The organism is Puia dinghuensis (assembly GCF_014642875.1).
Classification (GTDB): Bacteria; Bacteroidota; Bacteroidia; order Chitinophagales; family Chitinophagaceae; genus Puia; species Puia dinghuensis.
Window position 1 is genome coordinate 1,152,751 of sequence record NZ_BMJC01000002.1, and the last position, 26,294, is coordinate 1,179,044.

At 51.0% G+C, this 26,294-nt stretch carries 22 protein-coding genes; 9 read left to right on the forward strand and 13 right to left on the reverse strand.

The genetic code is table 11. The features are described from left to right. Nucleotides 1-285: 285 nt before the first annotated feature. Nucleotides 286-825: a hypothetical protein gene (locus tag IEY39_RS12885; protein ID WP_229688893.1), complete on the reverse strand. Its 540-nt coding sequence runs from the start codon at nt 823-825 to the stop codon at nt 286-288. Nucleotides 826-891: 66 nt separating this feature from the next. Between IEY39_RS12885 and IEY39_RS12890 the strand changes: the two genes are divergently transcribed. Next, nucleotides 892-1,761 (forward strand): RNA polymerase sigma factor, encoded by an 870-nt coding sequence (locus tag IEY39_RS12890; RefSeq protein WP_188932076.1) that lies wholly within the window; start codon nt 892-894, stop codon nt 1,759-1,761. A gap of 5 nt (nt 1,762-1,766) precedes the next feature. Beyond that, nucleotides 1,767-2,747: a zinc-binding dehydrogenase gene (locus tag IEY39_RS12895; protein WP_188932077.1), complete on the forward strand. Its 981-nt coding sequence runs from the start codon at nt 1,767-1,769 to the stop codon at nt 2,745-2,747. A gap of 30 nt (nt 2,748-2,777) precedes the next feature. On the opposite strand, the gene IEY39_RS12900 is transcribed toward IEY39_RS12895, so the two are convergent. Beyond that, nucleotides 2,778-2,987, reverse strand: coding sequence for a hypothetical protein (locus tag IEY39_RS12900; protein WP_188932078.1), 210 nt, complete (start codon nt 2,985-2,987; stop codon nt 2,778-2,780). Between the two features lie 213 nt (nt 2,988-3,200). On the opposite strand from IEY39_RS12900, the gene IEY39_RS12905 reads away from it, so the two are divergent. Continuing rightward, the gene (locus IEY39_RS12905) at nt 3,201-3,665 is read left to right on the forward strand and encodes a hypothetical protein (protein WP_188932079.1); all 465 of its coding nucleotides are present in this window, start codon (nt 3,201-3,203) and stop codon (nt 3,663-3,665) included. A gap of 16 nt (nt 3,666-3,681) precedes the next feature. On the opposite strand, the gene IEY39_RS12910 is transcribed toward IEY39_RS12905, so the two are convergent. Further along, nucleotides 3,682-5,349: a hypothetical protein gene (locus IEY39_RS12910; RefSeq protein ID WP_188932080.1), complete on the reverse strand. Its 1,668-nt coding sequence runs from the start codon at nt 5,347-5,349 to the stop codon at nt 3,682-3,684. Between the two features lie 19 nt (nt 5,350-5,368). Beyond that, on the reverse strand, nt 5,369-6,079 hold the full coding sequence (locus IEY39_RS12915) for a hypothetical protein (RefSeq protein WP_188932081.1): 711 nt from the start codon (nt 6,077-6,079) through the stop codon (nt 5,369-5,371). 238 nt (nt 6,080-6,317) lie between these two features. Between IEY39_RS12915 and IEY39_RS12920 the strand changes: the two genes are divergently transcribed. Further along, nucleotides 6,318-7,709, forward strand: a complete 1,392-nt coding sequence (locus IEY39_RS12920) for a B12-binding domain-containing radical SAM protein (RefSeq protein ID WP_188932083.1) — start codon at nt 6,318-6,320, stop codon at nt 7,707-7,709. Between the two features lie 10 nt (nt 7,710-7,719). On the opposite strand, the gene IEY39_RS12925 is transcribed toward IEY39_RS12920, so the two are convergent. Further along, entirely contained in the window at nt 7,720-10,152 is a 2,433-nt protein-coding gene (locus IEY39_RS12925) for an ABC transporter permease (protein ID WP_188932085.1), read from the reverse strand. A gap of 124 nt (nt 10,153-10,276) precedes the next feature. Between IEY39_RS12925 and IEY39_RS12930 the strand changes: the two genes are divergently transcribed. After that, on the forward strand, nt 10,277-10,858 hold the full coding sequence (locus IEY39_RS12930; RefSeq protein WP_188932086.1) for a hypothetical protein: 582 nt from the start codon (nt 10,277-10,279) through the stop codon (nt 10,856-10,858). Nucleotides 10,859-10,888: 30 nt separating this feature from the next. Here the strand turns inward: IEY39_RS12930 and IEY39_RS12935 are convergent, their stop codons facing one another. The 5 genes from IEY39_RS12935 to IEY39_RS12955 form a co-directional block, all read right to left on the reverse strand. Continuing rightward, nucleotides 10,889-12,439, reverse strand: coding sequence for a glycoside hydrolase family 99 protein (locus IEY39_RS12935; RefSeq protein WP_188932087.1), 1,551 nt, complete (start codon nt 12,437-12,439; stop codon nt 10,889-10,891). A 79-nt stretch (nt 12,440-12,518) separates the two neighbouring features. Continuing rightward, nucleotides 12,519-13,601, reverse strand: a complete 1,083-nt coding sequence (locus tag IEY39_RS12940) for an aminotransferase-like domain-containing protein (RefSeq protein WP_188932088.1) — start codon at nt 13,599-13,601, stop codon at nt 12,519-12,521. Between the two features lie 228 nt (nt 13,602-13,829). Further along, complete coding sequence (locus IEY39_RS12945; RefSeq protein WP_188932090.1) at nt 13,830-14,939, reverse strand: SBBP repeat-containing protein; 1,110 nt, start codon at nt 14,937-14,939, stop codon at nt 13,830-13,832. 156 nt (nt 14,940-15,095) lie between these two features. Then, a complete protein-coding gene (locus IEY39_RS12950) occupies nt 15,096-15,533 on the reverse strand; it encodes a hypothetical protein (RefSeq protein ID WP_188932092.1) in 438 nt (145 codons plus the stop codon). Between the two features lie 3 nt (nt 15,534-15,536). Next, the gene (locus IEY39_RS12955) at nt 15,537-16,076 is read right to left on the reverse strand and encodes a putative polyvalent protein kinase domain-containing protein (RefSeq protein ID WP_188932094.1); all 540 of its coding nucleotides are present in this window, start codon (nt 16,074-16,076) and stop codon (nt 15,537-15,539) included. Between the two features lie 198 nt (nt 16,077-16,274). Here IEY39_RS12955 and IEY39_RS12960 point away from each other — a divergent pair, with 198 nt between their 5' ends. Next, nucleotides 16,275-16,589 carry a helix-turn-helix domain-containing protein gene (locus IEY39_RS12960; protein WP_188932096.1) on the forward strand — a complete coding sequence of 105 codons (315 nt, stop codon included), beginning with the start codon at nt 16,275-16,277 and terminating at the stop codon, nt 16,587-16,589. 202 nt (nt 16,590-16,791) lie between these two features. Here IEY39_RS12960 and IEY39_RS12965 read toward each other — a convergent pair whose 3' ends face one another. Then, the gene (locus IEY39_RS12965; protein WP_188932098.1) at nt 16,792-17,331 is read right to left on the reverse strand and encodes a HEAT repeat domain-containing protein; all 540 of its coding nucleotides are present in this window, start codon (nt 17,329-17,331) and stop codon (nt 16,792-16,794) included. 176 nt (nt 17,332-17,507) lie between these two features. On the opposite strand from IEY39_RS12965, the gene IEY39_RS12970 reads away from it, so the two are divergent. Next, complete coding sequence (locus IEY39_RS12970) at nt 17,508-18,497, forward strand: DUF3592 domain-containing protein (RefSeq protein ID WP_188932105.1); 990 nt, start codon at nt 17,508-17,510, stop codon at nt 18,495-18,497. Nucleotides 18,498-18,693: 196 nt separating this feature from the next. Here IEY39_RS12970 and IEY39_RS12975 read toward each other — a convergent pair whose 3' ends face one another. After that, entirely contained in the window at nt 18,694-19,719 is a 1,026-nt protein-coding gene (locus IEY39_RS12975) for a S26 family signal peptidase (RefSeq protein ID WP_229688894.1), read from the reverse strand. Here IEY39_RS12975 and IEY39_RS12980 point away from each other — a divergent pair. Then, nucleotides 19,655-19,834, forward strand: a complete 180-nt coding sequence (locus tag IEY39_RS12980; protein ID WP_188932107.1) for a hypothetical protein — start codon at nt 19,655-19,657, stop codon at nt 19,832-19,834. The genes IEY39_RS12975 and IEY39_RS12980 overlap by 65 nt on opposite strands. An 84-nt stretch (nt 19,835-19,918) precedes the next feature. Here the strand turns inward: IEY39_RS12980 and IEY39_RS12985 are convergent, their stop codons facing one another. Then, entirely contained in the window at nt 19,919-21,163 is a 1,245-nt protein-coding gene (locus IEY39_RS12985; protein WP_188932108.1) for a DUF2911 domain-containing protein, read from the reverse strand. A 230-nt stretch (nt 21,164-21,393) separates the two neighbouring features. Here IEY39_RS12985 and IEY39_RS12990 point away from each other — a divergent pair, with 230 nt between their 5' ends. Continuing rightward, the gene (locus IEY39_RS12990) at nt 21,394-26,292 is read left to right on the forward strand and encodes an FG-GAP-like repeat-containing protein (protein ID WP_188932109.1); all 4,899 of its coding nucleotides are present in this window, start codon (nt 21,394-21,396) and stop codon (nt 26,290-26,292) included. The last annotated feature ends 2 nt before the right edge of the window (nt 26,293-26,294 follow it).

Consider the following 26,294-nt stretch of genomic DNA (forward strand, 5'->3'; position numbering starts at 1 on the left):
GACAGTACTCGATGCTAAGCAATTGCAAGTAAAGGGGAGTAAGTTTATCGAGCAGTGATGGAAATGCGGGCGGACGATATTTTGTCCGCGGGGCCATTCATTGCATCTTTGTTCTGTCAAAAGCAAAACATCCGTACCACTTGATCCCCCTAAATCCAATACCCAAACCCGACCCTGCGCTATTTGCCGCAACCCCTATCTGACCGATCTGCCCGTTTGCCGCCCCTGTGAAAACCCTATCCAATTCTCTGAAAAACCTCTGATTAGCCTCGGAGGTTTTTTCGTTTATGGCTGATCGAATGGATGCCACGACTTCAGCTTTTTCAACTTGAAACAATACACCACTTCGACCAGATTCCTGTTGATCCCTTCAAACCTGGTATTCGTCAGCTTAGCGTTATATCCATATACGAGCTTAAAGGGGGAGAATCCCATTCCTACCTCCGGCCGAAATACGAGGCTTCCCTGGCTAAAATCGGTATAATAGATCATATTTAAGCCAAAAGCCAGGCCTCCTCCCACCCAAATACCCACTTTAGGCCCCATCAATAATTTATTAGCAAATTTCACCTCATCGGAAACGAACCAGGCGCCCGACGCAGGCTCGATATTGGTCGTATTTATGGTATTGACCGAAAGCCCGATGTCGCCAAAAACATAACTACCGGCGGCAAGACCTCCCATCAAGGTTAAGTCTCGCTCTATGACTTTCCGCCTGAGCCGTAATGAGTCTGTTTGCCGGGCTCTTATAGTATCTGTTTGTTGAGCCCTTACAGTAAAGGAAAGGCTTAGTAAGACAAGGAATAGGGCGATCGTCGATCTCATAAAATAAATCCAATTTACGGTTACAAAACCAATGGTAACTTGTCTAAATAATAAATCGCATTTACCATGGAGCAGCACCAACCTATCCCGGCCGACGAAGAACTTGTCCGCCTTAGCCTTCAGGGCGACAGGAACAGCCTCGAACAGCTGGTCAAACGGTATAACAGCCTCATTTACAATTTGGCGTTTAAGATGGTGATGAACCAGGAGGATGCGGCCGATATCACGCAGGGGGTGCTGATAAAAGTGATCACCAAGTTGGCCGGTTTCCGGCAGGACAGCTCCTTCAAGACCTGGGTGTACCGGGTTGCCGTCAATCATATCCTCAACTACCGGAAATCGGCGGCGGTAAAACGGCGATTTACTTTCAAACAGTTCGGGGACACCCTGGACAATGCGCCCGATGCCGAGTTTCCGGCGGCAGAAAGCTATGAGGCCGATAAGGAGGTACTCTTCGAAGAAACCAAGCAAACCTGTATGTCGGGCATGCTCCTATGCCTTGATAAGAAGCACCGCATGGTCTATCTGTTGGGCGAGCTCTTTGGCGTAGGTGATAAGGCGGGAAGCCAGATGATGCGGGTGACGCCGGAAAATTTCCGGATGATGCTGTCGAGGGCAAAACGGGACCTCTATAATTTCATGCAGGACAAATGCGGGCTGGTCAACACGGCCAATCCCTGCCGCTGCGCTAAAAAAACAAAAGCCTTTATCGATGCCGGGTTTGTAAACCCCAGGAGCCTCCGGTTTGCAGGAAGCCACCTGAGAAAAATAGAAAGCATCGCCGAAGAGAGACAACACGAGCTCGATAACCTGCTGGACGAGGAATACCGGAAATTATATCTGGCACATAGCTACCTCGAGGGACCCGATTTCCTGCGGGCCCTGGACGAACTGCTCGCATCCGACAAGATAAATCGAATATTCAACTTAAAATAAGAACAATGAAAGCGATCTTACTAAAGGGGAAAGGCGGGGCCGACTCGCTTTTCCTGGGCGACTATGCCTTGCCTGCTGCCAGGCCGGGGTCTGTGCTCATTCAAATCAAGGCCTTTGGCATCAATCACGCGGAGATCTATATGCGGCGGGGAGACTGGGGCGACACTACCGACATCATCGGCATCGAATGCGTGGGTATCGTTGCGGAAGACCTATCGGGAACATTCCGGAAGGGGCAACAAGTGGCTGCCATGGTGGGGGGAATGGCGCGCAACATTAATGGCAGCTATGCCGAGTATGTCGCGGTGCCCGTGTCCCATGTCATCCCATTTGAAAGCAGCTTGCCCTGGAATGAGCTCGCCGCCATCCCGGAATCCTATGCCACCGCCTGGGCCATGCTACGCTGGTGCCTGGAGGCAAAGACGGGAGAGACCCTGGTGATCAGGGGCGGAACGTCTACGGTAGGTATGGCGGCGATCGTCCTGGCGCGTCACCTGGGCCTGACGGTTATTGCCACCACCCGATCGGCGGCAAAGCAGGGTCTGCTGAAAGAACTTGGAGCCGATGGCGTCGTCATAGACGATGGAGAGATCAGCGGCGAGGTGCGACGTTTGTTTGTAGAAGGCGTGGACAAAGTACTGGAGCTTGTAGGCACCAGCACGCTGGCAGACTCGCTGGCTTGTATCCGGCCCATGGGAGCCCTCGCGATGGCAGGATTCCTGGGCGGGCTGGCGCCGATGGAAAATTTCCATCCCATCTTCCAGCTACCCAATGGCATCCGGCTTACGGCGCTGGCCAGTGCGTTCGCCTTTGGTCAAAAAGGCTTCGAGTTTGCGAAGATCCCCTTACAACAGATCATCACGGATATCGAGAACAAGCGGATACCGAATATCCTGCGCATGACCTTTCCCGTATCACAGATAAGGGAAGCCCACCGGCTGGTTGAGGCGGGGGAAGCAAATGGGAAGGTTGTGATGGAATGGTAAAGACCCACTTACATTTCCCGGGGCCATTCTTTATTCCTTCCACACTTGTGTCGCGGCCACCGTTTCATTGCCGGCGAAAACAACGAAGTAGTTGGCTCTTGCCAGGCCGGCGATGTCGATACTGGTGGCTGTCGAACCTGCGGGGACGGTGATGGTGCGGTATACCCGGCCATCGATGCCCACCAGCCGGATGAAGCCTGTGGTGGTTGCGCCGGGTTTAGCTACTAATTCGGGATGCAAGGTATTTTGACCGCTCCGTTGGTGCTATAGAAATACTTGGAGAAGATGCCGTATAAACACCCTTCCCCATCTCTCCGGAAAACCTTAGCATAGAGAAAGTTGCAGATCGTCTAGGGGGTGTTTCATAAATATGGGTAGATTTCCCCTTATTGCAATTGGCAACAAAAAACCCTAGATTAGGCTTTCGATAGTTGAATCATTAAACCAATATTCATGAAAAACCGTTTGACGGTGCTGCTCGTTTTGCTGGGCCTGTCTTTTGCAAAACCCTGCCTCGCCCAGACTTTATCCAACACCGATAATGTCATTACGCTCACCGGTACTTGTCTGAACAACCAGCTTTCTACCGGAACCTATACCCTGAATCTTTCTTATGTCGATCTGGATAATGGCCCTACCAACATCGGGCCGGTGATCGTATCTGTCGACGTGATCGACAGCACAACCGCCATGATAACGCTACCATCCCCTGCTTTGCCGACCCCGGACTCGAATGGTTATTGGTCGTTCTCAGAGACCAATGGCTCCATCGGGCTTACAGGAGACACCGGCGGAGGCACGCTGTATTGGTATCAAAACGCCGACGAAAGTCAGGGATTTAATTGGAGTCCGCTGGGTATGTTCTCCTCCTTTGCAATGGCCTGTGGTTTTGCCGGCAGCTTTATCAGTCTTCAGTAATCCCCTCCCTCGGTGATTACCCTTTCTTGAAAGAACCGGCTCGTATGCGAACCGCCAGGGTCGTAAGCCGGTCGTACAGTTGTTTCATCCGTCTAAAACTATCAGTCCTGGTAAAGGGATCGTATATCCCCTCCCGGCGGTTCTCCTCGGCAAGGTAAAATGCCTTCAGGTCGGGAGAAGCAGCGAATTGCTGTCGGTATTCAGCATCGATCTGCCTGAGCTGACTGTCATACGAGTGGGCAGAATCCGCTGGCATCCCATATATTCTGGCTGTTGCCAGCTCCGTGGCACTAACGTCAATAATGGTCTGGAATGGATAGAGGGGAGGTTGCATGTTATAGGAAGACAGATAAATTCTAAATGTTTTTTCCATCCATGCGGAGAATTCACTTTGAAGGCTATCCAATGGTTCTCCGATGGCGGCTTCCAATAGCTGGCGGGTGGCAGGATAAGTGGTCGAACTGCCAAATTCCGGATCCGGCCGCTCGCGGAAGGCGGCGACGATCTTTTGCAGCCAGTTGCGCTGTTGGAAATAAAGCATGAGATGGTTCGCCATGGCATAGTTGACAGCGGCCTTGCAGATATTGCCGTCTTCTACCCCATTGAATTCGCTCCAGCTGTACGCGGTGAGTAATTTTATCCCGGGGAGCTTCATGGCATAGTCCTGCGACCCATTCGCACGTTGTAGAACCGTTGTTCTCCAGGTCGCTGCACCAATGAGCGTATCCCCCCTCCAGGCATAGGTAGAATAAAGACAGGCCAGCCCTTCATCGAGCCAGACCGGGATGTCACCGATGTCCGACCGGATCATGAGATGGAAAAGCTCGTGGAAGATGGTACCTATATGTTCTGGATCACCAATTCCCAGGAGACTCAAATCCGCGAGACTGGAATAACCCAGGTTGGCGGCAGGCAGATCGAGCAGGTGGACCTTTTTTGCTGCAGCTCTCAGCGAAGCGCCATCGGGCATCATAATGACAGTGATGAGCTTATCCGGCGGGGACAAGTGATAATAACTGCCGTAAAAAGATGCAGCCTTATGCAGGGCGCTGATCGCATTCCTTATTTCCTGCACTTGCTCACCCTCGTAAGTGACGATGAGAAAGCGGTCTGAACTGGTATCGATGGTATAGCCCTTTCCCAGTATCCTGTGCCAGACGGCCAGGGCCCGGGCCTTTTGCCCTTTGTCGAAGACGCGTTTCGCCAGGTCGTCTCCGGAAGGCATATGGGAAAAATCGACAAACTGGCTTTGGTCATAACAATTGGTAACAATGCCGAGCTTTCCATGCAGGGTAGCGGTAGGAAGGGGGATTTGCGCGGGAATCGTAACCACCGTAGAGGATATCCCGGAAGAGGGCGCCTGAGTTCCCTGGCAGGTCATCATTTCCTTATATAGAAAGTCTTTCTGATCATCTGTAAAGGAATAACATTGAAACATCTTTGTGAAAATGGCATAGGCACTCTCACATGTTCCATTGAGGCATAGGCATTTTGCCTCGAAATAGTCCAAAATAGCGGATTTCGTGTACGTGCGGCTCTTCTTCAGCTTTAGGATGTCCTCAAAGACGTCCCGGTAGTTTCCATCGCGAAGCATGCCGAGGTACTTTTCCACCGGGATCGTGGCCTGGGCGGGCAGGAGTTTCACGAGGAAGACAAAGAAGATCGTTGTCAGGCAAATTTTCATAAAAAAAGGTTTAATGGGGTTAAGGGCGTTTTGAATGTGGCGAGTCTTTTTGATCGCCGGGGTCGAGGCTGCGGATCTCATCCGCCGGGATCTGCCCTTTGGGAGCTGCGGTATTCTGGGCTGGAGCGGGATTTCCCTGTATCGAAATGTCGGGTACCATGTAAAGGGGTGTATCCGTCTGCGCGATCTCCGGGTTGTAGAGAATGGTCGATAGCATCAGGACTGTACCCAATAAGCCGAAGATTACACCCGGCGAAGAGCTGACGACCCGGAATCTGATCTTTTCCCGGATGGAACCCTCCAGCTGACTGACATCCTCTTTCAGCTTTGAAATGATGAAGACGGCAGCTACGATGGCAAGGATCATCCCTGTAAAAAAACCCAGGTATTTGGAATATGTCCTGGCGATGAGCAGGAATCCACTCTGTGCATAGCGGTGATCGATGGCCTTGTCTTCCAGCTTTACGCGGGAATACCACTTTATATAATCCAGGTTATTCTGAAGGGAGACGAATTTTCCGCTGGTATCCCAGGGGGAGGGAATGTCGCCAGCTGCGGGCCCGTTGCGGTAGCTGTTAATAGATGATTTGAATTCATTCAGCTGCTGAGTGGACAAATAGATGAATACGAGTATCAGGATGGTTGGCATGATGATCATCCACGGCAGCAGGCGGGCTTGCCAACGCTCTATACGGGAGAGTCCTGCGGGGTTCGATTGGTGAGGGGTCATAGCTATAAGATGAATGGTTATGGATGGCCTTCCCGGTACGATGATCTTTGTAGCATAAAATTGCAACTATTTTTTTCCAAAAGCTTGCAGAAGTCAGGGGATTCTATTTACTTTGCAATTAAAAGTACTTTTAACCACATTGTGCAGAGAGACCGGGAAGGGTTTTTAATAACCCTTTTTTTAGGATATTTTACTTTGTAATACAAAGTGCTTTTGAATATAAGGAAAACAATTTCCCATGACAATCGATATTATCATTGCTTACCTGAAGAGGTATGAGTTCGGACATGAAAAAGACTTCGTGCCTCCTATAACAGGGATCCATCTCGCAGCCATCACGCCCAGGGAACATACCGTCCGGGTATTTCACCAGCAGGTAGACCGGATTGACCTCGACTCGCAGGCCGACCTGATCGCGCTATCCTTTTTCAGTGGCTTTGCACCTGCAGCTTTCGACCTGGCACGGGAGTTTAAGAAAAGAGGCAAGACGGTGGTGGCGGGTGGCCCGCATGTAACGTTCAATATTGATGAGTCCCTCGATCATTTCGATGCCATCGTAACGGGTGAAGCCGAGACGGCCTGGATCGACCTGCTGCGGGATCATGGTCTTGGACAACTGAAAAGAGTCTACACCGGCCGGCCGTGCGATATGAAAGACCTGCCCACACCCCGGTATGACCTGTTATCCAATAAGTTCTTTATCCGGAAAGTGATACAGGCGACAAGGGGATGTCCTTTTACCTGTTCGTTCTGTACGGTGCCGACGCTAAATCCTGGCTTCCGGCTAAGGCCCGTGCAAGACGTCGTCAGGGATGCGGCCTACGATGCCTTCCCTCACTGGTGGCAACGAAAGGTTGTCTGGTTTTGGGATGATAATCTCACCATCAACCGGAAGTATATCCATGCGCTGCTGACGGAGCTGAAGCCGTTGAAAAAATGGTGGCTTACCCAGGCGAGCCTGGATATCGCCAAAGATGACAAACTCCTGGATTTGATGAGAGATTCGGGTTGCATCGGTGTATTCCTGGGCATTGAGTCCTTCTCCACCGAAAGCCTGGCGGACGCGCACAAACGGCAGAACAAGATCGAGCACTACAAAACCGCGGTCGCAGCCATCCATAAAAGGGGTATTGCCGTGATGGCGGGATTTATTGCAGGGTTCGATCATGACACCCGGGAAAGCATTGAAGAAATGGCCGACCGCATCATGGAAATAGGTATCGATGTACCGTTCCTCAGTGTCATGACGCCATTTCGGGGGACGCCCATCTATCATGAGCTGTTAAAGGAGAACCGGATGCTGGAAAAGGGTTGGCAGTTCTATAATGGATACAATGTCGCTTTCAAGCCTCGCAGGATGACCCCGGAGGAACTGTTGCTGGCACACAGGAATTTATGGAAAAGATCATTTTCAGTAACCTATTCGGTGAAGCGCATCATGCGGGGACTCCTGACGTTGCGGCCGGGAGCCATGTGTCTTTCTTTGTTTATGAATAGCTTTTATATGTACAAGCGGATCAGAAAGAATTATCCCGTGGACATGAATAACCATCCTATGGGACACTGGGAAGAATACGTCCCGGCGACAATGAAGCTCTCACAACGCGAGCGTGCGGTCGCAACTGCTTGAATGGCAGCCCCTACTCCGACCGCAAGGCCACAGCCGGATTGGTCGTCCCCGTCTTCAAAGCCTGCCAACTGACGGTCAGCAGGGCAATGACCATCACCAGTACGGCAGCTCCGATAAAAATACCGGCGCCGATCGTTATCCGATAGACGTAATCCTGCAGCCACCAGTGCATCATCCACCATGCAATGGGAGAACCGATCACGATGGCAAGGGCCACCAGCCGCAGAAAATCACGGGACAACAAACCTGCCACCTCCATCACCGATGCGCCCAACACCTTACGGATGCCCATCTCCTTACGCCGCTGCTCCGCCATAAAGGCCGACAAGGCAAACAAACCAAGACAGGCAATGCATACCGCCAGCGTGGCGAGTGATGTGAAGATATTTCCCGTCTGCTGCACGTCGGCATACATATGTTCAAAAGACTGATCCAGGAAGGTATAACGCAAGGTTTGCTGCGGAGCAAATCCCCGCCAGACCTTGTCGACGCCGGCGAGTAAGCCTTTCATATCCGTCGTATGGGTCCGCACTGCCACGGTAGTCGTCCAATTGCCCAATATCAGCATCAGGGAGCCGATGGGCTGTTTGACCGATTCGTAGTTGAAGTCTTCCACCACCCCGATGACCAGCACGCCTTGTCCCTGTCCCCAGTTGATCCGCTCACCTATCGGGTGCGTCATGCCCATCTTGCGGGCCATCGTCTGGTTGATGATCACAGCTTGTGAATCGGAGGCCAGGCTGGGAGAAAAGTTTCGGCCTTCGACCAGCTTGATGCCCATCACCTTCAGGTAATCCACATCCACATCCCACCTCTGTAAACTTGTTCCAGGATCCAGTTTTTCCCTGCCTACCCGGTACATCGTATTGCCGTTGCGTTTGCTTCCGCTGATCGGCAGGAAGTCACTGTTGGTCACAGCCTGCACTCCCGACAGTTGGAGCAACTCATTTTTAAAGGCCGGAAGCTTGTCGCCCAGGGACCCCGTCCCCTGTATCAGCAACACCTGGTCCTTATTAAACCCCATTTTGCTGTTGAGGATAAAATGCATCTGCCCATAGACGACGATCGTCGCGATAATGAGCACCACCGAAGTGGTAAACTGGAAGACCACCAGGCCGCTGCGCAGACCCGAATGACGGGCGCCACGACTGATATCGCCCTTTAACACCTGCACGGGACGGAATGCCGAAAGATAAAAAGCGGGATACAGACCAGCAATCAACCCGATGACTACCGATGCCCCTACCACGCCGGGAACCAGCCACCAGGCGGCCCAGGGGAAATGCATCGAAGTCCCCGCCAGCCTATTGAAAAGAGGCAACAGCAGCGCCGCCAGACCGATCGCCAGCAGGAACGAAAAACCGCTGGTCACAATGGACTCCAGCAGGAATTGCCGGACCAGCCCCTGTCGATCCGAGCCGACGACCTTTCGTAGGCCCACTTCCTTGGCGCGATTGGCGCTGCGCGCAGTCGACAGGTTGATAAAATTGATGCTGGCCAGCAGCAACACAAAGACACCTATAGCTCCAAACAGCCAAAGGTATTTCCGGTCCACATGCGGCATACCGTCCTCGAAATCCGCTGCCAGATGGATATCCGATACCGGCTGGAGCATAAAGCCCAGACTTTTAATTGCTGTGGCCGCATCCGGCTGGCCGTTTTGCTGCATCGCAGGTATCCAGTATTTATTTTTAATGGTAGATGTAATTAGGATTGCCAGCTTGCCCGTGTCGGCGTCCGGACGCAGCCGCAAATAGATATCATAGTTGCTGGCCATCCAGGTCTGCTGCTCCCCTTTCCAGAGCTCGTGTCCCGTCAGGGAAAGATAATAGTCGAACTGCAGATGCGTATGTTCGGGAGGGTCCTGCATCACCCCCCCGATGGTCCAGGGATGGTCTTTGTCGTCGTTTAGGATGATCTGCCGGCCCACCGGGTTCTGGCCGGGATAAAACTTGTCGGCCTTGCTTTTCGAAAGGATCAGGGTTTGGGGTTGCATCAATGCTTTGGTCCGGTCGCCATAGACCATCTGGAACTGGAACAGATCAGGGAGGCTGGAATCGGCGTAAGCAAAACCCTGTTCATAGCTGTCCCGGGTGCTTTCGATGGGCCGTAGCTGGTTGCTGCCGGCACCGTAAAACAGGTTGGAAGACATCAGCCGGCCGGTGCGCTCCACCTGGGGAAATTCGGTCTTCAGGGCCTGCGCGAAAGGGGCCTGCCAACCAGATCCCTTGCGAACCTTTCCATTTTCGCTTATATATCCTGCCAGCCGGTAAAGCCGGTCGGCTCCCGGGAAATCACGATCATAGCTAAGCTGGTTATGGACGTACAATCCGATGAGCAGACAGGCGGCGATGCCAAGGGCAAATCCGCCGATCTTGACGGCAGAGTAGAATTTTTGCTTTCCCAGTTGGCGAAGAGCGATCTTCCAGAAGTTTTTAAGCATAAGATGGGTTTTGGTCTTATATTACTGGGACGCCATAATTTACCCGAATGTTTCAGCGGAGGTAAAATAAATATGGATCATATGAAAAAAGAGGGTATCCAGCATCTCAGGTAAAAGCACAGCCATGTTTCGAATAACCCTTCTCACCGTAATAGTAACGGTCATCACCATTTCGTGCACGTCTGCTCAGACGGGATCGGCCGACAGTCAATATGACGCCCGATATTATGTTGCGGTGCGGGACTTTGTGTCCTTCGCTATTCGTAACGAGAGGGGGGCTTACACCCCCTTTATTTTGGAGGACAGCGTCTCGGCCGGCCACGGCTCCGAATTCCTGGCGGGCTGTTTGAACGACACTGCTACGTTCACCCCCGACGAACGACAGCAGATTCGAGCCTGGGCGTCCCATCCTCCGTTTCGGGTGTGGACGACTGAGCTCGTTCCGGACGCCCGCTTGATACAAAAAGACACGATCGTGTCCATCTTTTCCAACCGACACAGGGACGGCTGGGCTTACTTTTATAGCCATGTCGGTCAGAGCTTCAACACATTCGGGTGTCCCCTATTTCTCCGTAACTACACCTGGTGTATCTTCTATGCCGGCAGTCACTGCGGATGGCTTTGTGGCGGTGGGCGGCTGGCGCTCTATAAGAAAGACGGCGACAACTGGGTTTTCGTCAAGGACTGGGGTTCGTGGGTAAGCTAGGGATGGGCGGGCGAGGTTATCCCAAAATGTTTAATTGGCGGTCGTTCCGCTCACCTGACTGCTGTTAACACTTTCCCCTCCGTTGATGTGACCGGTGGAAACCACGTAGTAATAGGTAGTACCCGCATTCAGCCCATTATCCGTGTACGTTCCCCCGGTGATGCCTGCGGCGATCGTGGTATATGGACCGCCATTGGTGGTAGACCGTTTTACGTTATAGCAGGGCGCATCTGTGACGGCCGACCAGTCGATCTTTATAGAGCTGGAGGAAAGCACGTGCGGCGTCAGGCTGGCCGGCGCGGACAGGACGGGAGGGGTCGGCAGCGTCGTAGTGTAAGCGGTCTGCCCTTTGACCATGGCCGCACCGTCCTTGGTCAACCTCAGATAAAAGTCGGACGAACAATGTACGCCGTCGGCGTCCAGGGTCAAAAAATACTCGCCGGCTGGAATGGAGGATGCGTCCTCGGCGCAGTTCAAGATACCAGTCGCCTCGTTTTCTTCGTCAAACATAGAGATGTACACGCTGGGTACCCCGGCGCCCCGCACTGCGGCAAACTGGGACCACATAAAAAGCCCATGGTTCCGCGGGATCTGGTTCTTGGGTGACTTTGTCCCCCCATTGGTATTATAAAAGGCGGTTCCCGGGTATACATCCGCCTGGAAGTCGATGCCATGCGCGGTGCAATAAGCCAAGTCATTGGCATAGTCTGATTGGAAGTTGGTAGCGGCCGTTTTTCCCACCATCCAGGGCATGATCATATTACACAAGTTATACGCGGGTTGGTTAGGGGTATCCGTGGCAAAGCCCTCCAGGGGGCCGCCGATGACATAACAACCCTGGTTTTTAAACCACTTGATCGTATTCTCCCAGTCCGTAACTGCACCCCGGCCCGATTTTCCTACCCCCCAGAGCGCGACGACGGGCATGCCGTTCTGATAGGCATATGCGGAAGAAGAAGTCAGATGCTGGGCCCCTACGATCGTATTGGTCCAATCGGACTCCACCGGATCGGTCGCGCTGCAATCGTACATAATATAAAATTTACGACCATAGGTTTGTGCAGCCCTCATCATTTTTGCATCCACGGAATCATGAAAGTTCTTTATTGAACCGGGGTTGGTATAGCTTCCGAACCGTTGCAGCGCGATACAATCGATGCCGTTTTGCTGCATCCAAAGGCAATGTACATTGGCTACATGCTGGTCGTCAGCGCTGTACATCTTTGCGGGCTGGCCATTTCCCAGGTTTCCCGTAAACCCGGGTTGTTGTACGCCATCCTGATAAAATGGATCGCCGGAATACGTTTGGGCATACTGACGTATATCCGGCCAGGTCTCCATATTTGTATGGCCCCAGGAATTGAGCGGGGATCCGTCTCCGGCTGCAGAAAACCACCCCTGGTAACCAACGGTAACTTTCCCTACCACGTCGCCGGGTGAAGAAAGGGCCGCGGCGCTGGCCGAAGAAAGAGCAGTAGTAATGGAAAGCGGCATTTTCGAAAGGGAATCCGATTTGCTGGTTTTTACGCAACCGGTGGCCGACAGGACGACCATAGTCAGGGAAAACATACGGCTAAGCATAATGATTTGGTTTGTTTACCGGTAAAATAACGGCCGCATGCAAAAAATATATTAATAATTGATTAATGGCTGCACAACGTCAGGCATCCGGCTGGAATAATTTCTGCAACTCTTCTTTCAGAATAGTTATTCCTTTAATTACACTATCAAAGTCCAATTCAGCGCCCATCGCTACGCGGATACCTTGTTCATGGCTCACTTCATGAATAGCAAACTTATCTGACGAAACGACAAGGACGCCCCGATCAAATAATAGATGGCTTAGGTTGGCTGAATTTATGTTTGGTGGTAAGGGAATCCAAAAATGCCAGCCATTCTTGTGGCCAATAACTTCATAATTGTTCAATAACCGCCTTGCTTGCTGTTGTCGGAAGTTACCTTCTTGCCTTTTAGCAGCGATAATAGACTGCAATGCGCCGCGCGCTATCAATTTATTTAACGTAAGCGTGGATAATGCAGAAGGCGTAGATCCGGTAAGCCTCAATGAGTCGATCACCCTTTCAGCATACCGGTCAGGAGCAAGGAGATAGCTGGTTTTGATCGCCTGGGCAAGCGGCTTTGAAAAGCTATAAATGTAAAATGACCGTTCGGGAGCCAAATGAAAGAAAGACGGAATGATAACATCTTCAAGAAACCCATAGGCGTCATCCTCTATTATTACCAGATGGTTCTCTCGCGCAACGGCAATAATTTCTTCCCGTCGCCTCAACGGCATCACCGAACCTAACGGATTATTGACCGTCGGCATTAAATAAACCGCCTCCACACCGAATGTCTCGCATGCTTTAGCCAGGGCCGATGGCGTCATTCCGTCTGCATCCCCAACGCAGGGGATGATCTTCAATCCCATCAGCCTCGCAATAGCCTTAAAATTCGAATAGGTTAGCTCATCGGTCGCCATCACCTTATTATTAAGATTTGCAGATAAGATAGCAGTCACAAGGGCGTTATGACCCCCCATTCCTATAAAAACATTTTTCCAGGCCACAGCATACCCGGGTTGCGATAACCATTTTGCGCCCACTTCTCTATCCGCCAGTTCCCCTCCGGTTTTACAGATTGGGATGATTTCATCAATTTCCGAAAGCGCCTGCACCATGGTGCTTTTTAAAAGCTCTTCATGCCCATCTAATACAGGGTAATTAAGCTGTAAATCAATCATATGATCCATGACAAGGTCGAACCGGCGACATTTCCGCAAGTACGTTGATGCGGCTTTCTCCACCCGGATCTTATTCGAAAATAGTGCAAGCCCTGGAAGTTTGTTGAACGTTGTCCAAAAACAGGGGTTTTATTTCCCAAAAACGCAAAAGGAAAACCATTCACAGCCGCGACCAAACATGGTCCGACCCCCGACAGCGTATTTGGAATTTGGCAAATCTTGCCGCAATTATTTGTACTCCAATTTCCGCACCCGATTATTCCCGTTGTCCATGACAAATACAGTCCCCGTGTTGTCGACCGTGATCCCAAACGGATATTTGAAAAGTGCCTGCGTGCTATCTCCATCCGCATAGCCCATCATCCCTTTTCCCGCGATGGTGGTGACTGTACCGTCCTGCGTCACCTTTCTGATGGCATGATTGTCACCATCACTGACCCAGAGATTGCCAGAAGCATCGCAGGTCATGCCCAGGATAGTGTTAAATTGAGCGGCCCTTCCTTTCCCGTCGGTAAAACCGATGTTGCCAGCCCCGGCAAGAATGGTTACGTTGCCGGTGGGATCTACTTTTTTTATGAGGCAGTTGCCATTACCGGTGACATAGATATTGCCAGAGGCATCTACTGCAATGGCATATAGATAATGATAATTGGGCAGGCCGTTAGAAGGATACCCGGTGTTATCCTGCAAAGTCAACGTGGAAACAACTCCACCTGGGGTAACCTTGCGAATACGGAAACTATCACTGTTATCATAATCCGGCAGGAAAATATTGCCCTGGGGGTCAATTGCCATATTGCCGAGGATACGGAAACGGGCGTTTGTCCCTGTGCCATCTGCATAATTGATTGCCAGCGCTCCTGCAAATATCGAACTATTCGTTGACGAGACTATCTTCCGGATCAGGCTGTATTCAATGGTATAAAGAGCCCCCATGCTATCCCTGACGAGAGAATATATATTACCGAAAAGCGGGTTGGGACTCCCGATGTTTTTACCTGCATAGGTGGTGACATGACCCGCGTAGGTAACCTGCCGGATGCTGGCATTTCCCAGATCGCCCACGAAAAGATTGCCATGATTGTCTGCGAAGATGCCTTGGGCATTGCTGAATTGCACCTGTGTAGTATCCCCGTCTGTAAATCCTGGGTTGGTGGATCCCGCCACAGTAGAAACGATCCATTTCTTGGATGGAGCAGGAGGCTTCGGCGGTGAGACAATTGCGGTATCTGTAGTGCCTTGAGGGGTGGAGGAATTTTTAGTGCAGGAAGCAAACGAAAACACAAGGCTCCAAAAGACGAGAGAATAGCTGGCTCTAACAGTAGGGTGTTTTATCATGGGCTAAGCAAATATAACAGCATGTATAATACGAAAAAAAACGATGAAAGCAATGAAAAAGCCGCTGAAATATCCGTGGAGGTGAGGGGATTACCTCGCTTCACGCTCGGTTGTCGGGGGGCCGGGATCGAACCCATGATCGCGCTTGTGACAGTTTTAGACCGTCACTTTGTATAGCCAACCTTCCTTGAAATAGAATTCCTCACTAAGGATGTCTTCTATTCTAATGTCACTGATACAATCAGAGCAATCATAAACATCACCATTCCAACAAGCATAAATTTCAATGCTTTCGCCCGTTGCATTGCCAGTAAGGTATTGCCATAGACCCAAATGATTTTTCTGTATAGCATCCAGATTATCCTTGTTGTCCTCGACTATGGGGAGCCATTCTTGTCCAGCAACATGAGATTGCCTGAAACCACATCCACAACCCTGATCGGATCCTATATTTAAAACGTAGGGTAAAGTAAAGCGGCTCAAAACCCCCAGTTCATAGTCTTGCAGATTTGTGGTATGGACTGCGGGTTGGTCTTTGTTCCATTCGATCAAAGGCAATTTGATTGATGCGCCGACATATAGTGTGAAGCACATATTTTACATTATATAGAATACCGTGTCAATGAAAAATAAAATATTGTCTTTGGCTATCACGTTTTCATCATGCATATCCTCCAATGTCAGGCCGAATTCGCTGTTATAGTAGTCCTGCCGCCTTGTTTTTGCAAAAGCATTTCCTAGCAAGGAATACGCTGAGTTGGAAAATAACAAATTGTGGAGCAGCAGGCTATTGAAATATTCGGTCCAAGTGGCATAATATGCAGCATCATTTACTTTAATGACAAATCTGCCGTCTTCAGAAAGGTAAACTTTTGACTCGCCTCCTTCAGTCAGGTATTGACTGCCTTGAGGCAAAGACTCCAACCACAGTCCAGACTTTTGAGCATGAGCCTTTAGGAAACCGACCTGTTTTTCTTTGATGAGTGTCCTACTTTCGAATTCGCTTTTAACAGTTGGACTTGCGCCAAAGCTTTCGCATAGGAGATTCCGGATTGCTGTGCAAGGATCGCTTTGCCCTTGGTGGAGTTCTCCTCTAACGATATTTTGAAGTTTTTGGCGGATTTCATCTGAAATCATTTATGCAAAGCTAAAAAAAATAGACCGAAAATAAAAAGCCGCTGAAAATCAGCGGCTTAAAGAGCGGTGGAGGTGAGGGGCGTGGAAGCGAACACTTGGGCATGCTTCTACTATTCCTGACTATCTGTACTTGACCATCTTATATAATGTTTATTAAAATGAACATTTAGACTATACTTGTCTATTACAATAGACATTATGCGAAGCAGAAGTATCGTTGTTTTACCCCGGCTGGAAAAGCTCCTTGCCCAACTGGGTGAAAATTTAAAGCTGGGCCGATTGCACAGGAAGTTAACGATGGCGCAAGTTGCTGAACGGGCTGGAATTACACGTACCACATTATGGCAGGTGGAAAAAGGAGCCACGCATGTCAGTATGGGTGCCTACGCTCAGGTACTTTTCGTGTTAGGCATGGAAAAAGACCTATTGAAACTGGCCTCCGATGACGAACTTGGAAGAAGGTTACAAGATGCTCAACTGGTCACCGGCAAACGAGCTCCCAAAAAGAAATAGCGTATGGGTATAATCGTTTATGCCGACTGGAAGGGATTGGATACTTCCACACGTATGCGCGACCCCCACGAGCCGCCACCTCGCTTGAAGAACGGAGGTATTTTTATTTTGCAACATATGATATTATTGATCTAATCCGACGGTTTGTCTTTAGGTATTCCTGTAAATCTCAATTTTAGTGGACATAGATTCGAATATATACTTAATCTTTTGAGAATATTTTCCACCAGGCTTTCCTCCCGAGAAAATCTCTCACCACTTTATCAGTCGACTCGCCCAGGGCCCTAGCAGCATTGTATGCAACAAGGTAACGTTTGTCGTGTCGATAGACGCGTAACAACTCCGTCACCCGGGGATCTTGAAAGTTGGGTAATAAATGCATAACATCTATCAAACTGTACTCGCTACCAATCTTTGGAAGCTCCGCCAAAACTATATCTACCATGCCCCTATCGTAGTTGACCTGATAGATCGCATAAGCGACATTCACTTTCATATCCTGCTGGCATTTTTCCAGTAACGCGTATAATGCGGGCAACGCTTTCATTGAACGAATATGCCCCAACCCTCTGGCAGGCCAGGAGTCTCCAGAACTTAGCGCCTCTATCAGTTGGTCTTCAGCCAAAGCCCTCTCTTCGTGGGACAACCTATCAAGCAATTCCAAGGGGACGCCATCCTTGCGTTGCGGCCAGGTATTCGCATGTAAAAAATCGCGTTGGAATAGTTCCCAATTTTTTGTCATAGTTTGTCAATTCGAGAAAGATAATAAAAAATTGCAGCAGCTTCCCAATTTATCCCGGAGTTCGATTGCTCGCAAGGCACCAACAAGAAAGCCGCTGAAAATCAGCGATTTGGCTGCAAGGGGGAGCCAACGGTTATGAATATCTAAATTGATTTATATTTGGCCGAACCCTTACGATGATGACGAAGTTTGTTCTATTCGTTTTATTGGCCTTTATGCTGGCAAGCTGCAATCGGGATTTGCATCTCAGAGATGTTGTTGTGACTAATCGATTGTATTCTCCCGACTCTAGTTATGTCGCTTTGATCTATTATATTGATAACGGTGCTATGGGCAACAGCCGGTCAATGGCTAATGTTTTGATGGTCGGTGATACACTAGGGTCGCTTAATAAAGGCAAGCTGCCTTGCAAGGATTTGCCTCATAATTCGTGCTATTTCCCGGACCACTGGATTAACAGCAAAACGCTGCAGGTGACTTTGGAGGAGATATCTTTTGTAAAAGCAGGTTTGCCTTTTGACTCCACGGCTATAAAAGTTAATGGAATTGATTGTAAGGTTGTTCCATATGACAATTCGTATGAGCGGGCTCCATTGATTAAACATCTTAGTTTCTCGGATGACAGGAAAAAGATTCTTATAGTTTACCAATATACGGGCGATCTCAACATCTCCGCTATAAAATACGGAGATAAGCTTCCTAAGTATGGAAATCTGGTGACGATTCCGGCGGGTAATGTCGATCCTATTCAGTATGCCACCTGGCATGGTGATGATATTGGTTTGTATATGAAGGATGCACGGATGTATGAACCTTCTGATTATATTAATAAGGGGGTGGCTTATAAGGTTGATCTTGCCGATATCGGCCAGACAAAGATCCCTAGCGAGTCCGTGCTATATGCAGATCCCCGGATAGATAATTTGCTTAAGGAGGAAGGAGTATCCACAAAAGGCGTCATTACTGAGAGTATATGGAATATGAGGGATAATAAAAGTGCATTCAACTACGAGTATGAATATCGGGTGGCCGGACAGAGGTTCCGTTCTGGTTTTAGAATTTTTAGGGACTTTAAAGCCGGGGCGCAATATAAAGAGGGGGATTCGGTCGAAGTGTTGTATGATCCAAAGGAGCCATTGATCCATACAGATAAGATTAGTCGATAAGACTTAAGCCGCTTCAGAAGTCTTGTAAAATAATAAATGATCATCAGTCTTTGATGATCATTTATTTGCGGTTCAATTGTTGTTAGTTAAACACCATGCGCTAAACGTTACGTCACGCCAAAATAAACGGCCAGGGGGGTGGCAAAATACGGGGATTGTTGTACCGTTAGGGGCACGGAATGGCGCGGCTATTCCGTCACAGGATTGCCGATACTTTCCCGATCATATGATCTTCCGGCACAAAGCCCCAATACCGGGAGTCTTGGGACCCATGGAGATTGTCGCCGATGACCCAATAGTAATCCATTTTGAAGGTATAGCTGGCTTCTTCGCGATCATTTAGATAGATCCTGCCATTCCTTATTTCGAGTTTGTTGCCTTCATAGGTGCGGATAACCCGTTCATAGACTGAGTAGTTGAGCGGCGTCAGGTGAAGCGTAGCGCCCTTCCGCGGTACCCATAGCGGGCCGTAGTTGTCCGTCGTCCAGTGATGTAATCGATCGTTCGGGAAAATTCCTGTGGTTGAGGAGTCTATATCCGGGATGATCTGTCGGGCAAAACCATCCTTTAGCATTTTTTCGCGGGCTTTCCAGGTCAGGAGCATATCGAATTCAGTCGGATTGCCGAGCGGGCGCACTTCATCAGCGCTCGTAATATCGAGGCCGTACTGCGCCTTTATGGCCGTTTCGTCGAGGGGCTGTCCGTTGGTGACGACATGAAAATAGGTCTCCGACTCCGGCGGCCAGGCTTGTGCGCGTCCGTTGATATATACTACCTCATTACGCATCTCGAGTGTATCGCCCGCAGCGGCGATGCAGCGTTTGAGATAGGCTTCGCGCTTGTCCACGGGGCGGACCGAGAGCGGATATTGATCAGGGTTACCGAGAACAATTTGCCTGCCGGAATCGGAGTTTCCCGCGCCGAGCATGCGGATCACGTCATAATAGGGCTGAGCTGACTGGTACTCGGGTAAATCGATGACGGTGTCTCCCACGGGGAAATGGAACACGAGGATATCTCCTCGCTTGATAGGGTGATAGTTTAGCTTGTTTACCAATATTTTACGCCCCAGGTGGATGGTTTTTTCCATGGACGTAGTGGGTACGTTGTATGCCCCTGTCACATATGTCCTGACCAGAAACCAAATGCCAAAAATAATGACCCCGACACTGATCGATATCAAAACGGCCAGTGACCGCTTTCGTGAAAATGCATGTTTCATAGAAAAATTTATTAAGCCTTCCACAACCTTGGGGGAAGATAGGAAAACCTATTTACTTATCGATCTCTTTTCGCCCGGTTTTGCTCAATCCCCCTTTGATGAATCTGTTCAATGAACCGGTAAGGGGAGGTGAGGGGATCCCAATCGAACCCCTCGCGTCGCTTTTAGCACTGATTCAGCGTTTAAAACCTTAGACATCTCACTGCACTTCGATAGGCGCGATCCACCGGAATGACCCCCATTCGAATACGAGTTTACCGTGCCGAGGATCGCCGGGAATGACAGATATCGTGAACTCTTCCACAGCTGTTGTGGCCACCTCACTGGTCATCCTTGTTGTACCCAGGTTAAGTGAACCATTGTACTCTGTACCCCACTCTCCGCTTTGCTTGTTCACGATCAGATCAACTCCACTCGTATGTGGTGCGGTAAACAGTGTGTATGTGCCCGCGGGAACCTGCACACCACCCAGCTTAATTGGGGTTGTCGTCGTAAACTGAGTGGCCGCATTGGCTCCTGTTCTCCATACCCGGTCGTAAGGGATCACGTCTCCTAGCAGGATTCGTCCCCGCATTAGCGGCCTGCCATAATCAATGGTCAACGTGGCATTACCCATTTGCGTCCGGACGGTATCCCGGACGCTTAACGACCTCACGCCGCCAGTTGCTGTCTCCTTTGCCTCAAAACCGGCAGCGATAGCTTTTACGTCGGGTGCTGTGGCCAGTCGTTTTACCTCCACTTTGTAGGTAGTCCGGCCGCCCGAATAACTGAGCATGTCATCGCCGGAGTCCATCACGGCTTCGCCGGTTCCGGAAAGCCAGTCGTGTGCAATCTCTACCTTGCCTTTCCCGACGGCAGTTACCGTGGCATGGCCCAACGGAAACCGGTCAAATTCCCGGTCAATATAAAACTGCCGCAACGGAACAGCACTGCCGGCCGCAAGCTTTGATGCCGCCGATTGCTTCAACGCCGCGGCAAAGTAAAGCTCATACAGACTATACATTTGCGGCACATGTGCCACTACCATGCTGCCGCCTGTTGGGAAATCCCGGTTCACCGTACCGGTGCTGTCTGTTTTTGAAAGGTGCACGTTGTTATGGGCGACATCGGCCACTACTGTCCGGTCCCGCTCGGCGGATGGTTCACTGGGGGTGTGAATTTCCATTTCCAGATGTCGTATGCTGCCATCGTCGTTCAGCTTAACCACGGTATGACGTATCCGAACCAGTGGAAAGCGATCCACTTCATCGGTTTCTAACGTATTGCCCTGGCGGATTATCGTCTCCACCGAAATCGTATCCTGCCCAAGCATCGTAAGAAAACCGTATCGTTTTGCCGGCGCCGTATGACAGGAAACCAGCAACATCAATGCACAAAGTAAAACGTAAAACCCGGCGGGCTTAGCCGGATCATAGCAGCTTGAGGAATCAATTGTAGTATACATGGGATATAAATATGGCAAAAAGAATGGCCTGGCGCTAAAGCTAGCGGATTTCCAATCTCCCGACCCATCGCCAGCCTATTCAAGTTTGTTCAAGTTGAATCATCCCATATTTACGGACAGCCGGAGGGCCGGGGCGATGATGGGATCCGCTGAAAATCAGCGGCTTGAAGTAAACTGCCCCAATACGAGCGATTTGACCTATTTTCGTGGAACTCCTAAATCTTCCCCTGATGCGATTACCCCGTCCCGACACGCGCGTGCACGTTGTACTCCTGTTGCTGCTTATCCATATCTTATTTTGCCTTCCCGCGGCCGCACAGATGCGTCAGATCTATCTGGACACCGATTCCAGCAACTCCATAGAAAAGCTCAGCTTTTTTTCCCCCAACGAGGGGTATGTAGCTTTTGATAATTGGATAGGTTATACCAACGATAGCGGCCACACCTTCACAAAGAGGTATATCCTCCTTAACAACGTCAATTACGGCCCTTATACCGACATCAATGTCACCTTTGGATACGAGATCAACGGAGTAAAAGCGTTCGACCGGAATAACCTGATCGTCTATGGCGACTATGGTCTTGTTCCAGCCATCCTCTCTTCCTCAGACGGCGGCAAATCCTTTACATTGGTCTTCTACTCTCAATTCAGCCCCGTGCAATTGCGTACCGGCATCACCGATGTCTCCTTCCCGCAAAACGACAATATCGGCTATGCTGTAGATGCAGACCGTATTCTCAAGACCACCGACAAAGGTCTGACCTGGACCGTCCTGACCAGCAACTTCTCCGGCAGCTATTTCAATCACATCGAGGCGGCAGACGATAACAACCTCATCGTCCTGAATACCGATATCGGGGACTACAGCAACTATGGCACCAGCCGCATCCTCAAGACCTCCGATGGCGGTACTACCTGGTCGTTTGTTTCGCTACCGGCACTTCAGAACAGCTTTCTGACTTATGCCTACTTTCTGGATGCGAACAAAGGTTGGATAAGCATTACCGACGGAAGCTGGAACAAAAACATCTATGGCACGACAAATGGCGGAGCCACCTGGACCCAGCTCAACAACAGCAAGGCCACCCCCTTCAATTGCGACAAAATGAGATTCCTCGATATCAACACCGGCTATGCGCTGGTAGCCCCGTACGAGGTGTACAAAACGGTCAACGGCGGAACGACCTGGGAGCCGCTGCCCAGAGATAATTCCTATACCTATCTTGGCTATACTAATAACGATCTCCAATGGCTATCCCCCAACCAGCTCTGGGCGGGCGGCGGTCACGGCTTCCTGGAGATGAGCGCCAACGGCGGTGGAACCCCACTGCCCGCACCCTATTTCCTGGTCGATACCACCGGCGTCTTTTTTACCAATACCGTTACGCTGACCAATTTATCGCGGCCAGGCTACCAATCTCAATGGATCGTCAACCATCAACCCGTAAGCACCGGCTACAATGCTACCTATACCCATGATGTTACCCGCAATTTCGACAGCATCCAGTTGGTCAACACTTCCGCCGGCATCTCGGATACGCTTACTGTCATCCAAAGTTTCTTCGTTCCTGTGTTCCCCAAACTCACTTCCTTTTATCCTGCTACGGGTAGCACCGGCACGATGATCACGATCAAAGGGGTCGGATTTTCGGACGTCACCGGAGCATCCTTCGGCAATGTGCCCGCGACCTCGGTTAAGATCTATGGCGATACTATGGTAAGAGCCGTGGTGGGCGCCGGCGGCACCGGCAATGTCACCCTCAAAGACTTCCACGGCAGCTATTCCATTCACGGCTTCACCTATTTTCAGCCTCCTGCTTCACCCGCGCCCGTCATCACGTCGGTGAACCCCACAGCCGGCCCCGTTGGCACTACCGTCACCATCAGCGGCAGCGGGTTTAGCGGCAACCCTGCCCAAAACAGCGTCTTCTTCGGCGGGGTGCCCGCAACCATACAATCGGCTTCCGCCGGCAGCATTGTATGTACCGTCCCGGCTGGGGCTGTCTATGACAATATCGCCGTGCTCCGCCGTACGGATGGGCTCACCGGTACTTCCGCGCAACCCTTTAGTGTCAGTTTTGCCGACAGCGCCTTTAACTTTACCCGCAACTCTTTCACACAAGCCTATACGACCAATAACCTTGCACCAAGATCAAAGTTGTCGGCGCGAGACCTCGACGGTGACGGCAAACCCGATCTGGTGGGCGTCTTTTGGTCTGGTCCGGCGGCATTCCGCAACATCAGCGGCAATGGGCATATCCGGTTCGCCCCGCAAGTTAATTTTGGCCAAAGGCCATATTATGCCGGGGGCAGAGATGTAGCGGGTGATCTCGACGGCGACGGATTACCGGACTATGTGGCGACATCCTACGACAATTATACCATCGCCTATCACAATACCAGCAGGCCGGGTGCGATCTCCTTCGACACGGGATTCAGGGTTCCAGTGGCCATCACTCCGGATATTTTTAATGATTATAACTATCAGGTCTTGGCGGCGACGCTGGCCGATCTCGACAATGACGGTCGCAATGATCTTCTCATGGCCAACAACGGGAACCCTGTAGGATCGAGTTTCATTTCAGTCGCAAGGAACACCAGTTCTCCGGGTTCCATTTCCTTTGGCCCCACACAGATCTTCCCGAACGGCCCAATGCCTTTTGTCCTGGCGGCCGGCGACCTCGACGGAGACGGCTTCAGGGACGTCGTGACCCTGAATGATGGTTCGACTACCCAGTCGACCGTCAGCTGTTTCCGCAATACCTCCTCACCGGGCGCCATTTCTTTTGCCTTGCCTGTTACCCTCAACATGCCCGGCTTCAGCCTCGACTGGCCCAACATTTTCATTTCCGATTTCGACAGGGATGGCAAACCGGACATCGAGGTCACCGACATGAACTACCTGTACGTATTCCGAAATTCCAGCACGCCTGGAAACCTGAGCTTCGCCCCGGCACTGCAGATCTCCCTGAGCAACGATGGGCAAATTTCCGCCATGGCGAATTTCACCGGTAGCTACCGGCCCGATATCATCGTAGGTTCGTCGACCATGCTCAGCTTTATGTGGTTCAAGAACCATTCTTCGCCCGGCGTGTTCAGCGTCGACAGCGTCATGCACTATTCATCCCTTACAGACAGAGCCTTTCAGGATCCTTCGATAGGCGACTTTGATCAGGACGGAAAGCCCGATTTGGCCGTTTTCTATAATTACAACAACTACAGTGTTTTTGACGTTCTTCGCAACACAGCCGGCGCCCATATACCGGCGACCATGTGCTCTACGGGCCCCTGGTTAAAACAGATGCAGGCGGACATACCCGGCAAGACGCACCAGTGGCAGGTGAACACCGGCAGCGGCTTCACCAATCTCACGGACAATGCCAATATCTCCGGGTCGACCACGGGTACCCTCCAATTTATTCTACCGCCCCTGTCATGGCGCGGAAATCTTTACCGTTGCCTTGTCGACAGCTTTTACAGCAGCACCTTCGTCCTGCAGCTGGATACGGTGATCGACCCGGGCGTAGCTATCACGGCGACAGACAGCGTCATTTGCTTTGGCAAGGCGGCTACCTTTTCCGCTACCGACACTTCTGATAATACGAACCATCTCTTCCAGTTCCAGGTAAATGGCCAGAATGTCAACTCCGGCTATCCGGATAATACGCTCACCAGCTACTCGCTGCATGACGGGGACAAGGTGCGGGTCATCCTGTTATGGGCCGATATTTGCCAGGGCCAGCATGCCGATACCAGCCGGGCGATTACGGTTCACGTGAACGAATCCCCCGACTCTGTAACGATCAGCGCCTCCGATTCAGTGATCTGCAAAGGCAAGTCCGTTACGTTCACTGCCACGCCGGTGAATCCGGGCTCCAGTCCTTCTTATAACTGGCTGGTTAATGGCAGTGCACAGGGCGTCAATAGTCCGGTTTTCACCGGCTCGGGTCTCACGAGCGGCAGCAGGGTTGAGGTGTGGATGACCAGTTCAGCTGCCTGTCCCTGGCCTTTCACGGCCTATAGCAATGCCCTGACGATCACTGTACTTGACACGAGCGCTTTATATGTTTCGATAGCCGCAAGCGCGAATAACGTCTGCAAGGGCACGCCCATCACCTTCACGGCCACGGGGGCAAACGCGGGCACGACCACGGCCTATCAATGGCTGGTCAACGGGGTGGATAGCGGAAGCAATCAAAGGACCTTCCTGTCGTCTGGCCTGCATAACAATGACAAGGTACAATGTATGCTAACCAGCCCGGCTACCTGCCGGCAACAAAGCACAGCGAACAGCAACGTTGTGGTCATGACCATCAATGACGTCGTCGTCCCGACCGTGACCGTTGCCGCGTCCGACACCATCATCTGTCGCGGCCAGACCGTTATCTTCACGGCAAATCCCACGGGAGAAGGCCTGTCCCCGGCTTATCAGTGGAATAAAAATAATCTCGCAACGGGAAACGGCACCTCCACCTATGCTGCCACTGGTCTTGCCAATGGCGACGCAATCACGGTCACGCTCACCAGCAGCGATGGTTGTGCCAGTCCGCAGAAGGTCACGAGTAAACTCCTTTCCATAACCGTTAACCCCATTCCTACCATCACCATCACCAGCGACACCACGGTTGCACCCGGCGCCTCAGTGACGCTGACATCCGCGGTCTCGAACGGCGGGTCGAATCCTGGTTATCAGTGGCAGGATAGTACCAGGCTACACTCCTGGCAGAATATTCCCGGGAATCTGGGAAATTCGATCACCTACTCGCCTGTGGATAGCGGTGATGCTGTCAAATGTGAAGTCACCACGGGTGCCGGATGTTCGGGTACCAGCAACACCCTATCTTACCGCATAAAAAGCTCTCCGGCCGGCACATCGACGTCCGGCGACTACAGGCAATATCCCAATCCTGTCAGGACAACCCTTTATATCGATAACCTGGATGCCGCAGACCCCATAACCGCTGTCAGCATTCTTAGCAATACCGGCAACATGATGCTCACAGTGAACATCCCGGGCAATCAAACAAAGATCGCCATTGCTGTCGCCGGCATCAATCCGGGAGAATATGTGGTTCGGGTGGACCGGAGATCCGGCAAAGCGGAATATTTCCTGATTTTGAAGCTTTGATT